We start from the raw sequence: 15,471 nt of genomic DNA on the forward strand, positions 1-15,471 counted from the left end.
CCCGCCGGAAACCGATGTGCAGGGAGGCGCGCCGTACCAACTACCACACCTGCCACAGCTTCACCAACCAAAAAGTCGGTTTTGCGAGTCATGCGGACGCGGCGCTGCGTTCCTGTCCCGCGATCGAGAGCAGTTCCTCGGCGTGTGCGCGTCCGGTCTCGGTGTCGTCGAGGCCCGCGAGCATCCGGGCCAACTCGACCACCCGCTCGTCCTCGGTCAGCGTCCGTACGCCGCTGTCGACGCCGCTGCGCACGTCGTCGGTCTTGTCGACCACCAGGTGCGTGTCCGCGAACGCAGCGACTTGCGGCAGGTGAGTGACGACGATGACCTGATGCGTGCGCGCCAACCGCGCGAGCCGACGACCGATCTCGACGGCGGCGCGCCCGCCGACACCGGCGTCCACTTCGTCGAACACCATCGTTGCGCCCCGGTCGGATCCGGCAAGCACCACCTCGAGTGCGAGCATGACGCGGGACAACTCGCCACCCGACGCGCTCTTGCTGATCGGTAGGGCCTGCGCGCCACTGTGCGCGGCAAGGCGGAACTCCACCTCGTCGACGCCGGAGGCGCCGGCGTGCAGCACCCGACCGTCCACGTCGAGCGGCGCCGCATCGTTGGGACCGGCCTCGCGCAGCCGAACCGAGACGTCCAGCGCCGCCCGGCCCATCGCCAGCCCCGCCAGTTCGTCGCTGACTGCCTTCGCGAGCTTCGTAGCGGCCTTCGACCGCGCCGCCGACAGCTTCACCGCGGCCTCCGCGGTCAGCTTCGCCGACGCCTCCGCGCGGGCCGAGAGCGCGGCCAAGGCATCGGAGGAAGTGTCGATACGCGCGAGACGCTCCCGCGCCGACTCGGCCCACTCCAGTACGCCGTCGATGTCGGCTGCGTACTTGCGGGTCAGGGTCTTGAGCTCGGCCTGACGCGTCAGCAGGGTGTCGAGCGCGCCCGGATCGCTGGGCAGGCCGGACAGGTACCCGGACAGTTCGCCCGAGACGTCGGCAACGACCGCCATCGCCTCCCCCAGCCGCGGACCGAGCCCGGCCAGGGCGGGGTCGTCGGACGACTCGATCCGGGCCCGCGCCTCGCCGAGCAGGTCGAGGGCCCCGGTGGCGCCGTCCACTCCGCCGTCGTCGAGTCCTGCGAGCGCCGCCTGGGCACCCTCCGCGGCCGTCCGGAGCGAATCGAGATCGCCCAGACGCCGGACCTCGGTGACGATGTCGACGTCCTCGCCCGGCGTCGGAGCGATCCGGTCGATCTCCTCGAGCGCGAACGTCAGCTGATCAGCTTCCTGGACGAGTTCGCGTGCGCGACTGGTTCGTTCGATCAGTTCTGCGCGCGCCTCGACCCACTCGGCGCGATGCTTGCGGTACCGCGCGAGCAGCGGCCCGATGGTCTTGTCCGCGAAACGATCCAGGGCGCCGCGCTGCTGGTCCGGCCGGAGCAGCCGCAGCTGATCATTCTGGCCGTGCACGGTGAGCAGCGGATCGGTGAACTCCGACAGTACGCCCGCCGGAACGCTCCGTCCGCCCAGGTGGGCCCGCGACCGGCCGTCCCCGCCGACGGTGCGGACCGCGATGATGCTGCCGTCGTCGTCGCGCTCGGCGCCGCAGGATTCGAGCAGCCTCGTCACCTCACGGTCGATCTGCGGCGCGGACTCGTCGACGTTGAACCGGCCCTCGACGACGGCCCGTGCGGCACCGACCCGGACCCGGCCGGCGTCGGCGCGGGCGCCGCTCAACAGGTGCAGGCTGGTCACGACCATCGTCTTGCCGGCGCCCGTCTCGCCGGTGAGAACCGTGAGACCGGCGTGGAACTGCGCGCAGGCCGACGAGATGGCCCCGAGGTTGTCGATCCGAATCTCCGCCAGCACCGCTACCGCTTCCTCCCTCGCCACCCCGTCACCGGAAGTTCGAACTTGCGCACCATCCGGTCCGCGAACGGCGCCGAATCGAGCCGCACCCAGCGGATCGGATCCTTGCCCCGCACGACTTCGACGCGTCCGCCCGCCGGAAGCTCCAGCGTGCGCCGACCGTCGCAGAAGACCAGACCGTCGTGACTGTCGGCGACCGTCTCGACCGCGATGATCGATTCCGGGCTCGTGACCAGCGGACGCGCGAATAGCGCGTGCGCGTTGCTCGGAATCACCAGCAGCGCTTCGAGTTCCGGCCACACGACTGGTCCGCCGGCAGAGAAAGCGTACGCGGTGGACCCGGTCGGCGTCGCGATGAGCACGCCGTCGCACCCGAACGCGGACACCGGCCGCCCGTCGACCTCGAGCACGACCTCGAGGACTCCGAGGCGTGAACGGTTCTCGATGCTGGCCTCGTTGAGCGCCCATCCGCGCTGCACGATCCGGTCCTCGACCCGGACCAACACATCGAGGGTCATCCGGTGTTCGATCCGGTACTCGCGCCGGACCACCTGGTCCATCGCCGTCTCGAGGTGCTCGGCCTCGGCCTCGGCGAGGAATCCGATCCGGCCGAGGTTGATTCCGAGCACCGGGACATCAGCGGACTGGGCGAGCTCGGCCGCGCGCAGGAAGCTCCCGTCCCCGCCGAGCACGATCACCATCTCGCAGTCGGACGCCGCTCCGGGCCCTTCCGGGACGACGCTGATCACCGGCTTGTCGGGTCCGTCCGCGAAGGACTCGATGCGGTCGACGTCGACCTCGTTCTCGAGCAGGCGCAACGCGATCCCCGCGCGGGCACAGATCTCGGCGACACGGCGGGCGGTCTCGGTGATCTCGGCGCGGCCAGAATGCGCGACGAGGAGGATCCGGCGGTCCGGAACACGCCGCGACGCCGTCACGTCGGTCACTGCGGCCCCTCCGCGACGGCGCGACGAATCAGTTCCTCGACCGACGGGCTCTCGTCCGTGTCGGACACCGTGTCTGTGTCCTTGCCGTCCTTGCCGTCCTTGCCGTCCTTGCCGTCCTTGCCGTCCTTGCCGTCCTTGCCGTCCTTGCGTAACCAGAGGAAGTACTCGACGTTGCCCGACGGCCCCGGCAGCGGACTCGCGACGGCGCCGACCGTGCGCAGGCCCAGTGCCGCGGCCGCCTCGGCGACCTCGATGACGGCGCTCGCACGTAATTCCGGGTCGCGCACCACGCCGCCCGAGCCCACGCGGTCCTTGCCGACCTCGAACTGCGGCTTGACCATCGGCACCAGGTCGGCACCGTCGTTGACACACGCCACCATCGCCGGAAGCACCAGCTTGAGGGAGATGAACGACAGATCCGCCACGACGAGGTCGACCCGACCGCCGATGGTCTCGGCGTCGATCGACCGGACGTTGGTGCGGTCGACCACGTGCACGCGATCGTCCGATTGCAGCCGCCACACCAACTGGCCGTACCCGACGTCCACCGCAACCACCTCGCGGGCACCGTGGTGCAGCAGGACGTCCGTGAAGCCGCCCGTCGAGGCGCCGGCGTCCAGGCATCGCCGGCCCTCGACCGTCAAGCCCTCCGGCACGAACGCGTCGAGGGCGCCGAGAAGTTTGTGCGCCCCCCGCGACGCCCACGAGATCTCCTCGTCGATGTCGGTGACCAGGAGCGGGGTTCCCGCCTCGATGGCGGTTGCAGGCTTGGTCGCGACGGTTCCCGCGATCAGAACTCGGCCGGCCGAGATCAGCTCCACCGCCTGCTCACGCGAACGGGCGAGACCCCGCCGGACCAGTTCCGCATCGACTCTTGCTCGACGTGCCACCTCAGACCTTGTCCACTGCTGCCAGGGACTCAACGAGTACATCGTGAGCCCGTTCGAGAATCTGTGCCTGCTGTCCGAGCGCTCGAGGATCCTCGATGTCGCCACCAGCATCGTTCAACCGTTCCAACAGGGCGTCGACGCGGTGGTGAACATCCGCCGGATCGACACCGCCACCGGATCCCGGGAGGTGCTGGCCTGGAAGTGGTACTGACGTGCTCATCGGTGCAAACCTAGCCCATCAGCCCGACGACAGACCACCGACGACAACCCAGTGGGACAGCTGCCTGCTCGGTCACATCTCGCCGAGCAGGAAGCAGACCGCCGCCCGCGCATCGTCGTCGGCCGCCCGCACGCGGACGAACTCGGGATGACGCCACGCAGCATCGAGCACCGACAGGAACGCCTTGGCCCGATCCACATGAGAAGCGCCAACGGACTCCGCACCGTCCGCGTGGATCACGAGGTCACCGGAGGCGAGTTCGACGCGCCATCCCGGGTGACATGCGACTGCCGACGCAGCGGCCGGACGATTGAGTGCGTCGAGCGACTCGGCGACGTACGTCGGACGGTGCATAGCATCGGCCCGCAGAAGATCCGCCGTCGTGCTGACACCTGTCAGAACGAGAAGTGACTCCGCGCCGACCGCGTTCGCACCGGCGATATCGGTATCGAGCCGATCACCGACGACCAACGGCCGGGCTTCCCCGGCCCGGGAGAGGGCATCCTCCATCAAAGGCGCGGCCGGCTTGCCCGCGACGATCGGCTCTCGCCCCGTCGCGGTCCGCAGCGCCGCGACCATCGACCCGTTGCCCAGAACCAGACCCCGCTCCGTCGGAAGAGTCGAGTCGACGTTCGCCGCGATCCACAACGCCCCGGATCGGATCGCCAACGTCGCCTCGGCGAGGATTGCCCAGTCCGTCGCCGGTGAATGCCCCTGAACGACGGCGACCGGGGCGTCCGCGAACCGGCGGACCGGCCGCAGTCCGACGTTCTCGACCTCCGCCGCGAGGGCGTCGGTTCCGACCACCAGGACGACGGCACCCGGCGCGAGCTTCTCCGACAGCAGACGCGCCGCCGACTGAGAGCTCGTGACGACGTCCTGATCTGCGGCGTCGAATCCGAGTTCCCGAAGGTGCTGCGCGACCGCCGCCGGACTGCGGCTCGCGTTGTTGGTGACGTACAGCTGACGCTGATCACCGGCAGCCAACGCCTCCCGGGCCCCCGGGATCACGTCGGGCCCCTGGTAGACGGTGCCGTCCAGATCGAGGAGCAGTACGTCGAACCCGTTCCGCAGTGGTGTGACGACGGGCTCCGTCACTGACCTTCTCCGGTCAGCTCGGCCACACGCTCCTCCGCATCCGTCTCACCATCGAGGTCGGCGGCGGCGGAATTGAGGAACCACTTGAGTCCATCCTCGACCCGGCCCGCCGCCACCAGCGCGTCGGCGTATGCGTAGAACAGGCGAGCCGCTGCGGAACCCGTCCGCTTGGCGTCGAGATCCGACGTCTGCAGCGTCACGACGGCCTGGTCGAACTGTCCGAGATCCATGCGGGCACCGGCGACGACCATGCGCAGCTCGCTCGCCTCGTCACCGGTCAGCGCACGGGCCTCGTCGCTGCGTCCGAGCTCGATGGCCCGCTCGGGGCGGCCGAGGCCGCGCTCGCAGTCCGCCATGACCGCAAGGAAACCCGGGCCGCCCGACATACGACGCGCTGCACGCAGCTCCGACAGGGCTTCGGCCCATTCACCGGCGTGATATGCCGTGATGCCGGCGGTCTCCCGCACCACCGCGATGCGACCGGCGCGCTGGCGGGCAGCCCGGGCGTGCGCAAGTGCCAGACGAGGATCGTCCTCGATCAGTCGACTGGCCATCACCAGGTGGCGGGCGACGGTGTTCGCGTTGTTCTTGTCCAAACTCAGCAGGTCGCGGCGAACCGCGGGATCCAGCTCGCCGGCCTCGACCTCGTCCGGGATGTCCGGCTCGTCGGGCCGGGCGTCGCGACGCTGCGCACCGACGGCCTCACGGCCGCGGGCCGGGCCGAACCCTCCCTCACCGCCGCGGCGACGAGGCGCCCCGCCGGTTCCGCGACCATCGTCACCGCGGCCCGAGAACTGTCGGCGGTCGTCTCCGCGCCGGTTGTCACCACGGCGATCATCACGACGGTCGTCACCGCGTCGGTCGTCGCGATCGCGCCACTGACCGGTTCCACGACCCTGTCCCTGCCGGCCGCCACGGTCCTGGCCGCCGCTCGAATCGCGACGCTGGTCATCGCGCGAACCGCGCCGGTCCGCCGGTCGGCCGCCACGGTGCCCTTCGGAACGGTGGGTCCCGTCTCCGCGGAAGTTCCGACGTTCACCACTGTTTTCCGACACAGCCATTCCTTTCATACAAAACACGAAAGGGGACCCAGTGTGTCGGGTCCCCTTTCGGTAACGGATGTTCGGCGGTGTCCTACTCTCCCACACCCTGTCGAGTGCAGTACCATCGGCGCTGGAGGGCTTAGCTTCCGGGTTCGGAATGGGACCGGGCGTTTCCCCTCCGCTATGGCCGCCGTAACTCTATGAAACTGTCACACCATCATTCCCCCGCCCGAACCACAACCCGGAGGATTGTGTTGGGGGTGAATGGTATCTGTGTGTTGTTTCAGATACCGCACAGTGGACGCGTAGCTTCTTTGTGGTAAGTCCTCGGCCTATTAGTACCAGTCACCTCCACACATTACTGTGCTTCCAGTTCTGGCCTATCAACCCGGTGGTCTGCCGGGGGCCTTACCCCCTCGAGGGGGTGAGAAACCTCATCTTGGAACAGGCTTCCCGCTTAGATGCTTTCAGCGGTTATCCCTTCCGAACGTAGCTAACCAGCAGTGCTCCTGGCGGAACAACTGGCACACCAGAGGTTCGTCCGTCCCGGTCCTCTCGTACTAGGGACAGCCTTCCTCAAGTTTCTAACGCGCGCGGCGGATAGAGACCGAACTGTCTCACGACGTTCTAAACCCAGCTCGCGTGCCGCTTTAATGGGCGAACAGCCCAACCCTTGGGACCTACTCCAGCCCCAGGATGCGACGAGCCGACATCGAGGTGCCAAACCATCCCGTCGATATGGACTCTTGGGGAAGATCAGCCTGTTATCCCCGGGGTACCTTTTATCCGTTGAGCGACACCGCTTCCACTTGCCGGTGCCGGATCACTAGTCCCGACTTTCGTCCCTGCTCGACCTGTCAGTCTCACAGTCAAGCTCCCTTGTGCACTTGCACTCGACACCTGATTGCCAACCAGGCTGAGGGAACCTTTGGGCGCCTCCGTTACATTTTGGGAGGCAACCGCCCCAGTTAAACTACCCACCAGGCACTGTCCCTGAACCAGATCATGGTCCGAGGTTAGATGTCCAATACGATCAGAGTGGTATTTCAACAACGACTCCACGAACACTGGCGTGCCCGCTTCACAGTCTCCCACCTATCCTACACAAACCGAACCGAACACCAATACCAAGCTATAGTGAAGGTCCCGGGGTCTTTTCGTCCTGCCGCGCGTAACGAGCATCTTTACTCGTAATGCAATTTCGCCGAGTCTGTGGTTGAGACAGCAGAGAAGTCGTTACGCCATTCGTGCAGGTCGGAACTTACCCGACAAGGAATTTCGCTACCTTAGGATGGTTATAGTTACCACCGCCGTTTACTGGGGCTTAAATTCTCAGCTTCGCCATTACTGGCTAACCGGTCCTCTTAACCTTCCAGCACCGGGCAGGCGTCAGTCCGTATACATCGTCTTACGACTTCGCACGGACCTGTGTTTTTAGTAAACAGTCGCTTCTCTCTGGTCTCTGCGGCCCCCACCAGCTCACGGAGCAAGTCCGGTCACCGGCAGAGGCCCCCCTTCTCCCGAAGTTACGGGGGCATTTTGCCGAGTTCCTTAACCACAGTTATCTCGATCGCCTTAGTATTCTCTACCTGACCACCTGTGTCGGTTTGGGGTACGGGCCGTGTGAAAGCTCGCTAGAGGCTTTTCTCGGCAGCATAGGATCACTGAATTCGCCTCAATCGGCTACGCATCACGTCTCAGGCTGTATGTGACCCGGATTTGCCTAGGCCACGCCCTACACGCTTACACCAGTATTACCACTGACTGGCTCAGCTACCTTCCTGCGTCACCCCATCGCTTGGCTACTACCAGATCGGTTCACGCGCATCCACCAACCACAGTCCCGAAGGACAACGGCCGGCTTCAGGGCGCTTAGCATCACTGATTCACCAGGGGCGCGTTCACACGGGTACGGGAATATCAACCCGTTGTCCATCGACTACGCCTGTCGGCCTCGCCTTAGGTCCCGACTCACCCTGGGCGGATTAACCTGGCCCAGGAACCCTTGGTCATTCGGCGGACGAGTTTCTCACTCGTCTTTCGCTACTCATGCCTGCATTCTCACTCGTGCAGCCTCCACGACTAGTTCACACTGCCGCTTCCATGGCTGCACGACGCTCCCCTACCCATCCACACCACTGCCGGACGATCCGTAAACCATCCGGGGTGTTATGTGAATGCCGCGGCTTCGGCGGTGTACTTGAGCCCCGCTACATTGTCGGCGCAGGATCACTTGACCAGTGAGCTATTACGCACTCTTTCAAGGGTGGCTGCTTCTAAGCCAACCTCCTGGTTGTCTTCGCGACCCCACATCCTTTTCCACTTAGTACACGCTTAGGGGCCTTAGCCGGCGATCTGGGCTGTTTCCCTCTCGACTACGAAGCTTATCCCCCGCAGTCTCACTGCCGTGCTCTCACACTCTGGCATTCGGAGTTTGGCTGACGTCAGTAACCTTGTGGGGCCCATCGGCCATCCAGTAGCTCTACCTCCAGAGTGAAACACACGACGCTGCACCTAAATGCATTTCGGGGAGAACCAGCTATCACGGAGTTTGATTGGCCTTTCACCCCTACCCACAGCTCATCCCCTCAGTTTTCAACCTAAGTGGGTTCGGGCCTCCACGACGTCTTACCGTCGCTTCACCCTGGCCATGGGTAGATCACTCCGCTTCGGGTCTAGAACATGCCACTCGAACGCCCTATTCGGACTCGCTTTCGCTACGGCTACCCCACACGGGTTAACCTCGCGACATGCCGCTAACTCGCAGGCTCATTCTTCAAAAGGCACGCCATCACCCACCCACCGAAGTGGCGCAGGCTCTGACGGATTGTAAGCGCACGGTTTCAGGTACTATTTCACTCCCCTCCCGGGGTACTTTTCACCTTTCCCTCACGGTACTAGTCCGCTATCGGTCACCAGGGAGTATTCAGGCTTATCGGGTGGTCCCGACAGATTCACAGCAGATTTCACGGGCCCGCTGCTACTCGGGTGTCCGCCACGACAGTCACCATGTTTTCGTCTACGGGACTCTCACCCTCTACGACAGGCCGTTCCAGACCACTTCGACTAACACGATGATTTCTTACTGTCGGCCAATCCGGCAGAATTGACAAGACGGATCCCACAACCCCACGAATGCAACGCCCGCCGGCTATCACACACCCATGGTTTAGCCTCATCCGCTTTCGCTCGCCACTACTCACGGAATCACATGTTGTTTTCTCTTCCTGTGGGTACTGAGATGTTTCACTTCCCCACGTTCCCTCCACACGCCCTATATATTCAGGCGCGGGTAACCACACATCACTGTGGCTGGGTTTCCCCATTCGGACATCCTCGGATCTCAGCTCGGTTGACAGCTCCCCGAGGCTTATCGCAGCCTCCTACGTCCTTCATCGGCTCCTGGTGCCAAGGCATCCACCGTACGCTCTTAAACACTTACAACAAAGATGCTCGCGTCCACTGTGCAGTTCTCAAACAACACACAAGCAGAAAACCCGTGCAGACACCGGACCAACCGGAACTTCCGTTCCCGCTGCGGTATGACCTGCGCTTCCCGCTTGTCGTTTCTTCCATGAAAGATCACTCGCGTGTTCCCTCAGGACCCAACAGTGCGCCGATATAACTCTCTTCCCACCAGCACAGGGGCCGGCGGTTCGTGAAGAAAATGCTTGTCAGTGTTCCACCCATGAGCAACCGCAGTCCCACGATTGGGGACTACACGGCCTCTGCCAGCCACCGACTCACCTGTGTGAACGGTGTACTGGAGAATGCTCCTTAGAAAGGAGGTGATCCAGCCGCACCTTCCGGTACGGCTACCTTGTTACGACTTCGTCCCAATCGCCGATCCCACCTTCGACGGCTCCCTCCCACGAGGGGTTAGGCCACCGGCTTCGGGTGTTACCGACTTTCATGACGTGACGGGCGGTGTGTACAAGGCCCGGGAACGTATTCACCGCAGCGTTGCTGATCTGCGATTACTAGCGACTCCGACTTCACGGGGTCGAGTTGCAGACCCCGATCCGAACTGAGACCGGCTTTAAGGGATTCGCTCCACCTCACGGTATCGCAGCCCTCTGTACCGGCCATTGTAGCATGTGTGAAGCCCTGGACATAAGGGGCATGATGACTTGACGTCATCCCCACCTTCCTCCGAGTTGACCCCGGCAGTCTCCTGCGAGTCCCCGCCATTACGCGCTGGCAACACAGGACAAGGGTTGCGCTCGTTGCGGGACTTAACCCAACATCTCACGACACGAGCTGACGACAGCCATGCACCACCTGTATACCGACCACAAGGGGGCACCTATCTCTAGGCGTTTCCGGTATATGTCAAACCCAGGTAAGGTTCTTCGCGTTGCATCGAATTAATCCACATGCTCCGCCGCTTGTGCGGGCCCCCGTCAATTCCTTTGAGTTTTAGCCTTGCGGCCGTACTCCCCAGGCGGGGCGCTTAATGCGTTAGCTACGGCACGGATCCCGTGGAAGGAAACCCACACCTAGCGCCCACCGTTTACGGCGTGGACTACCAGGGTATCTAATCCTGTTCGCTACCCACGCTTTCGCTCCTCAGCGTCAGTTACTGCCCAGAGACCCGCCTTCGCCACCGGTGTTCCTCCTGATATCTGCGCATTTCACCGCTACACCAGGAATTCCAGTCTCCCCTGCAGTACTCAAGTCTGCCCGTATCGCCTGCAAGCCCGCAGTTGAGCTGCGGGTTTTCACAGACGACGCGACAAACCGCCTACGAGCTCTTTACGCCCAGTAATTCCGGACAACGCTCGCACCCTACGTATTACCGCGGCTGCTGGCACGTAGTTGGCCGGTGCTTCTTCTGCAGGTACCGTCACTTGCGCTTCGTCCCTGCTGAAAGAGGTTTACAACCCGAAGGCCGTCATCCCTCACGCGGCGTCGCTGCATCAGGCTTTCGCCCATTGTGCAATATTCCCCACTGCTGCCTCCCGTAGGAGTCTGGGCCGTGTCTCAGTCCCAGTGTGGCCGGTCGCCCTCTCAGGCCGGCTACCCGTCGTCGCCTTGGTAGGCCATTACCCCACCAACAAGCTGATAGGCCGCGGGCCCATCCTGCACCAGTAAACCTTTCCAACCCCCGCCATGCGACAGGAGCTCATATCCGGTATTAGACCCAGTTTCCCAGGCTTATCCCAGAGTGCAGGGCAGATCACCCACGTGTTACTCACCCGTTCGCCGCTCGTGTACCCCCGAAAGGGCCTTACCGCTCGACTTGCATGTGTTAAGCACGCCGCCAGCGTTCGTCCTGAGCCAGGATCAAACTCTCCGTTGAAGACTCTAGATTGGCCGGCAAAACCGGCAATCAGCCATAGACATCGAGTCAAATCACTAGCAAAAAAACTCAAACTAGCTTGCACTGACCGCCCCAGACGGAAGAATGAGACGATCAGCAAATACCCACCCCACCAAAAATGATGGCGTGGAGTACCAAAATATTTGGCACTGACATTCATCGACACACTGTTGAGTTCTCAAAGAACACGCGCACACCATCACTCGAAACCATGCAGTTCCTCGTTCCGGGGCAACCGTTCCAGCCTAACCCCTACCGGCACCGGACGCAAATCCGATCCCCGGAGAGAGTTTCAGCAGATTCGCCAGGCGCTCCCCGTACAACCTCGTTTTCCCACGCTGACCGGTGAAGGTCGCGGCCGGGTCGGTGTCCGTGTCGCTCTGACCTCGAATAAGTTACGCGAACCTTGCGCGGATCGCCAAATCGCCAGGTCAGCAGGCCGCGTGGACACGCCCGGTTCGCGAAATCCCAGGTAGCACGAAGGGGGCGGGAAAAATCCCGCCCCCTCGGGGCCCAACTAGATCGCCGTGACGCCGGACACGTCAGCTCGCCAGGACCTTGATGCCAGCGAAGTTCTTCCGCCCGCGGCGGATGACCAACCACCGACCGTGCAGCATGTCGGCGGTCCGGGGCTCCCAGTCCTCGGTTTCGACACGCTGGTTGTTCACGTAGGCCCCGCCTTCCTTGACCGCGCGGCGTGCAGCGCCCTTGCTCTCGCACAACCCGCTCGCGACGAGCAGGTCGACGATGGTGCGCGGCTCCCCTGTCCCGACCTCGGCGATCGAGGCCTCCTTCAGGGCCGCCGCGAGCGTCGACTCGTCGAGCTCGGCCAGCTCCGCCCGCCCGAACAGCGCCTTACTGGCGTGCTCGACAGCATCGGTGTTGTCCTGTCCGTGCACGAGCGTCGTCATCTCCGCGGCGAGTCGGCGCTGCGCCTCGCGGGCCTGCGGGCGTTCCGCGGTTGCGGTCTCGAGCTCGGCCAGCTCCTCCTGCGAGAGGAAGGTGAACCACCGCAGGTAGCGCATGACGTCGGCGTCGCCGGTGTTCACGAAGTACTGGTACCAGGCGTACGGGCTCGTCATCTCGGGATCGAGCCACAGGCTGCCGCCACCGGTGGACTTGCCGAACTTCTTGCCGTCGGAGGACGTCACGAGCGGCACCGTCATCGCGTGCACCGACGCCCCGTCGAGCTTCCGGTTGAGGTCGACGCCGGCGATGATGTTGCCCCACTGATCGGAGCCGCCGACCTGGAGCGTGCATCCGTAGGTACGGCGCAGGTGAACGAAGTCGTTTGCCTGCAGGAGCATGTAGCTGAACTCCGTGTAGGAGATCCCGTCCGACTCGAGGCGGCGCTTGACCGTGTCGCGGGCCAGCATCACGTTCACCGAGAAGTGCTTGCCGATGTCGCGCAGAAAGTCGATCGCGGTGAGCTTGGACGTCCAGTTCGCGTTGTTCTCGATGACGGCGCCCGTCGAGGAATCGTCGAAGTCGACGAACCGCTCGAGCTGCGACCGGATGCGCTCGGCCCACTCCGAAACAGTGTCGGCGGAGTTCATGGTGCGCTCACCGACGTCGCGCGGATCACCGATCATGCCGGTGGCACCTCCGGCGAGGACGATCGGCCGGTGACCGGCCCGCTGGAAGCGCTTCAGCGCAAGGAGCGGCACCAGGTGCCCGGCGTGCAGGCTTGGTCCCGTCGGATCGAAACCGGCATACAACGTGACTGGACCGGCCTCGGTCTCGCGACGCAGTGCGTCCAGATCGGTCGACTGGGCGATGAGCCCCCGCCAGGTCAGTTCGTCAAGGATGTTCTCAGTCACGCACCCGATCATCCCACCGCGTGGTGGGAGCCGGTGCGCGCGGGCTGCGGCGATAGGCCGACACCGCCGCCGAATCGTCGAACCAGAGCCGCCACGGCCGGTCGGCGGCAACGGCGATTCCCACCCGCGGACCGCAGCGGTATTCGGTGGCGTCGCCCAGCACCAGGCGCATTCCCGGATCGACACCGAAGAGATCGAATCCGTTGTGGTCGAGCGTGAGTCCCAGTGCCGAGCCGAGGTTCCCCGGCCCGCGGGCCGCGTCGGCGGGCCGCCGGATCCCGGGGCGCCGCGACGACACCAACTCGTCGCCCTCCACGATCTCGGCCGCACGCAGCAGGACGCCTCCTGCGACGCCGTCCGGTCCGTACGACACGTTGGCGCAGAAGTGCATGCCGTAGCTCCGGTACACGTACAGGTGCCCGGCCTCGCCGAACATCACCGCGTTCCGCGGCGACCGGCCCCGGTAGGAATGCGAGGCCGGATCGGGCCACGGGCCGGTGGATTCGCCGCCGTACGCCTCCACCTCGACGATTCGCGCACGGACCGTGCCGACAGTCAGGAGTCCCCCGAGCACGGCCCGCGCGGCGTCGAGCGGATGCTCGGCGGTCCGCAGCGTGTCTCGGGGAGTGACGGTCACGGTCACGATTGTGCACGGAAGCGGGTTCGATACCGGCGAACCGTTGACCTGCTGCTCGCGTCGGACAAATAATTCATCGAGCGATGAGTTCATCAGCCGATGAATCGAGGTCGACATGACCGGAACATCCGGGCCGTCCGCAGCCGGGATCGCCGTCGAGATCGACGGCCTGAACGTGCGCCGCGGTGGCGCGCCCGCGCTGCGGGACGTCAGCCTGTCGCTTCCCCGAGGAACGGTCACCGGGCTGCTGGGGCCCTCGGGATGCGGAAAGACCACCCTCATGCGGTGCATTGTCGGGACCCAGATCATCGAGTCGGGCACCGTGACCGTCCTCGGCGAGCCTGCCGGTTCCGCGGCGCTGCGCAGCCGGATCGGATACGTGACGCAGGCACCGAGCGTGTACCTCGATCTCACGATCCGCGACAATGTGCGGTACTTCGCCGCCCTCTACGGACGAGGGAACGACGCGGTGACCGAGACGATCGACGCGGTCGGGCTGAGCACGCACGCCCACTATCAGGCCGGCGACCTGTCGGGCGGCCAGCTCAGCCGGGTGTCACTCGCCTGCGCGTTGGTCGGCGGACCCGAACTGCTCGTCCTCGACGAACCGACCGTCGGTCTGGATCCGGTGCTGCGCGCGGAACTCTGGGAGCACTTCGCCTCCCTCGCCGCGTCGGGCACGACGTTGCTCATCTCGAGTCACGTCATGGACGAGGCGGACCATTGCGAGAACCTCCTGCTGCTGCGCGACGGCCGCCTGCTCGCGCACGTGCCGCCGGACGAGCTACGGCGCCGCACCGGGAGGACAAACCTCGAGGAGGCGTTTCTCGCCCTGATCCGCGACCAACAGGTGGGAGTCGAGCGATGATCGTCAATCCGCGGATCTACGCGTCGAGTACCACCCGCATCCTCCGCCAACTGCGCGTGGACCGGCGCACAGTCGCGATGATCCTGGTTGTTCCGTCGCTGATCATGGTGCTGCTGTACTTCCTCTATCAGAACGTGCCGACCCCACCCGGCCAGATCCCGCTGTTCGACCGGATCGCGATCACGATGCTCGGCATCATCCCGTTCGTTGTGATGTTCCTCGTGACCTCGATCGCGATGCAGCGCGAACGCAGTTCCGGAACCTTGGAACGGCTGCTGACCACTCCCCTGTCCAAGCTCGATCTCCTCGCGGGTTACGGAACGGCGTTCTCGCTGGCGGCGGCCGCGCAGGCCGCCCTGGCGTGTGCCGTCGCATTCGGATTCCTGAGCCTGAGCACGCAGGGCAGCATCGCGTGGGTGATCCTGATCGCCGTGGTCAACGCGGTACTCGGCGTCGCTCTCGGCCTGCTGTGCAGTGCGTTCGCCCGCACCGAGTTCCAGGCCGTGCAGTTCATGCCGGTGATCGTGATCCCGCAGCTCCTGCTGTGCGGGCTGCTGGTGCCACGAAACCAGCTGCCGCAGTGGCTCGAGTGGATCAGCAACGTTCTCCCGCTCAGTTACGCGGTCGAGGCCCTCCAGCAGGTAGCCACCCATCCCGGCACGACGGCCCTGATGTGGCGCAACCTCGGCGTCGTCGTCCTGTTCGTCGTCGTCGCACTGGGCCTCGGGGCCGCGACACTCCGTCGTCGCACACCGTGA

11 protein-coding genes and 3 rRNA genes are annotated in these 15,471 nt (G+C 64.7%); 3 read left to right on the forward strand and 11 right to left on the reverse strand.

Annotated features, from left to right (window positions below):
• Positions 1 to 88 precede the first annotated feature (88 nt).
• The 3 genes from recN to ABTV10_RS13160 are packed head-to-tail and all read right to left on the reverse strand — an operon-like array spanning position 89 to position 3,704.
• A complete protein-coding gene (gene recN / locus ABTV10_RS13150) occupies positions 89 to 1,891 on the reverse strand; it encodes a DNA repair protein RecN (protein ID WP_499027530.1) in 1,803 nt (600 codons plus the stop codon).
• Positions 1,870 to 2,814 (reverse strand): NAD kinase, encoded by a 945-nt coding sequence (locus ABTV10_RS13155; RefSeq protein ID WP_499027532.1) that lies wholly within the window; start codon positions 2,812 to 2,814, stop codon positions 1,870 to 1,872. The genes recN and ABTV10_RS13155 overlap by 22 nt, the downstream gene beginning before the upstream one ends.
• Positions 2,811 to 3,704 (reverse strand): TlyA family RNA methyltransferase, encoded by an 894-nt coding sequence (locus ABTV10_RS13160; RefSeq protein WP_499027534.1) that lies wholly within the window; start codon positions 3,702 to 3,704, stop codon positions 2,811 to 2,813. Before ABTV10_RS13160 ends, ABTV10_RS13155 begins: the two co-directional genes overlap by 4 nt.
• 43 nt (positions 3,705 to 3,747) lie before the next feature.
• Between ABTV10_RS13160 and ABTV10_RS13165 the strand changes: the two genes are divergently transcribed.
• The gene (locus ABTV10_RS13165) at positions 3,748 to 3,915 is read left to right on the forward strand and encodes a hypothetical protein (RefSeq protein WP_433604345.1); all 168 of its coding nucleotides are present in this window, start codon (positions 3,748 to 3,750) and stop codon (positions 3,913 to 3,915) included.
• Positions 3,916 to 3,996: 81 nt separating this feature from the next.
• Here the strand turns inward: ABTV10_RS13165 and ABTV10_RS13170 are convergent, their stop codons facing one another.
• The 8 genes from ABTV10_RS13170 to ABTV10_RS13205 all read right to left on the reverse strand — a co-directional run bounded on the left by ABTV10_RS13170 (position 3,997) and on the right by ABTV10_RS13205 (position 13,845).
• The gene (locus ABTV10_RS13170) at positions 3,997 to 5,022 is read right to left on the reverse strand and encodes an HAD-IIA family hydrolase (protein ID WP_499027536.1); all 1,026 of its coding nucleotides are present in this window, start codon (positions 5,020 to 5,022) and stop codon (positions 3,997 to 3,999) included.
• Complete coding sequence (locus ABTV10_RS13175) at positions 5,019 to 5,618, reverse strand: hypothetical protein (protein WP_499027538.1); 600 nt, start codon at positions 5,616 to 5,618, stop codon at positions 5,019 to 5,021. The genes ABTV10_RS13170 and ABTV10_RS13175 overlap by 4 nt, the downstream gene beginning before the upstream one ends.
• Positions 5,619 to 5,620: 2 nt before the next feature.
• The gene (locus ABTV10_RS13180) at positions 5,621 to 6,061 is read right to left on the reverse strand and encodes a hypothetical protein (protein ID WP_499027540.1); all 441 of its coding nucleotides are present in this window, start codon (positions 6,059 to 6,061) and stop codon (positions 5,621 to 5,623) included.
• 82 nt (positions 6,062 to 6,143) lie between these two features.
• Positions 6,144 to 6,260 (reverse strand): 5S ribosomal RNA (gene rrf, locus ABTV10_RS13185).
• Positions 6,261 to 6,380: 120 nt separating this feature from the next.
• Positions 6,381 to 9,509: ribosomal RNA gene (locus ABTV10_RS13190) — 23S ribosomal RNA — on the reverse strand.
• Between the two features lie 337 nt (positions 9,510 to 9,846).
• Positions 9,847 to 11,367 (reverse strand): 16S ribosomal RNA (locus tag ABTV10_RS13195).
• The 16S, 23S and 5S rRNA genes sit together here, the layout of an rRNA operon.
• Before the next feature lie 563 nt (positions 11,368 to 11,930).
• The gene (tyrS, locus tag ABTV10_RS13200; RefSeq protein ID WP_499027542.1) at positions 11,931 to 13,208 is read right to left on the reverse strand and encodes a tyrosine--tRNA ligase; all 1,278 of its coding nucleotides are present in this window, start codon (positions 13,206 to 13,208) and stop codon (positions 11,931 to 11,933) included.
• Positions 13,201 to 13,845, reverse strand: coding sequence for a DNA-3-methyladenine glycosylase (locus tag ABTV10_RS13205; protein WP_499027544.1), 645 nt, complete (start codon positions 13,843 to 13,845; stop codon positions 13,201 to 13,203). Before ABTV10_RS13205 ends, tyrS begins: the two co-directional genes overlap by 8 nt.
• Before the next feature lie 115 nt (positions 13,846 to 13,960).
• Here ABTV10_RS13205 and ABTV10_RS13210 point away from each other — a divergent pair, with 115 nt between their 5' ends.
• Together ABTV10_RS13210 and ABTV10_RS13215 are read left to right on the forward strand one after the other, a co-directional pair.
• Positions 13,961 to 14,713 carry an ABC transporter ATP-binding protein gene (locus ABTV10_RS13210; RefSeq protein ID WP_499027546.1) on the forward strand — a complete coding sequence of 251 codons (753 nt, stop codon included), beginning with the start codon at positions 13,961 to 13,963 and terminating at the stop codon, positions 14,711 to 14,713.
• A complete protein-coding gene (locus tag ABTV10_RS13215; RefSeq protein WP_499027548.1) occupies positions 14,710 to 15,471 on the forward strand; it encodes an ABC transporter permease in 762 nt (253 codons plus the stop codon). Before ABTV10_RS13210 ends, ABTV10_RS13215 begins: the two co-directional genes overlap by 4 nt.

Origin of the sequence: Paraburkholderia sp. RHO2 (assembly GCF_050955445.1) — a bacterium.
Taxonomy (GTDB): domain Bacteria; phylum Actinomycetota; class Actinomycetes; order Mycobacteriales; family Mycobacteriaceae; genus Prescottella; species Prescottella agglutinans_A.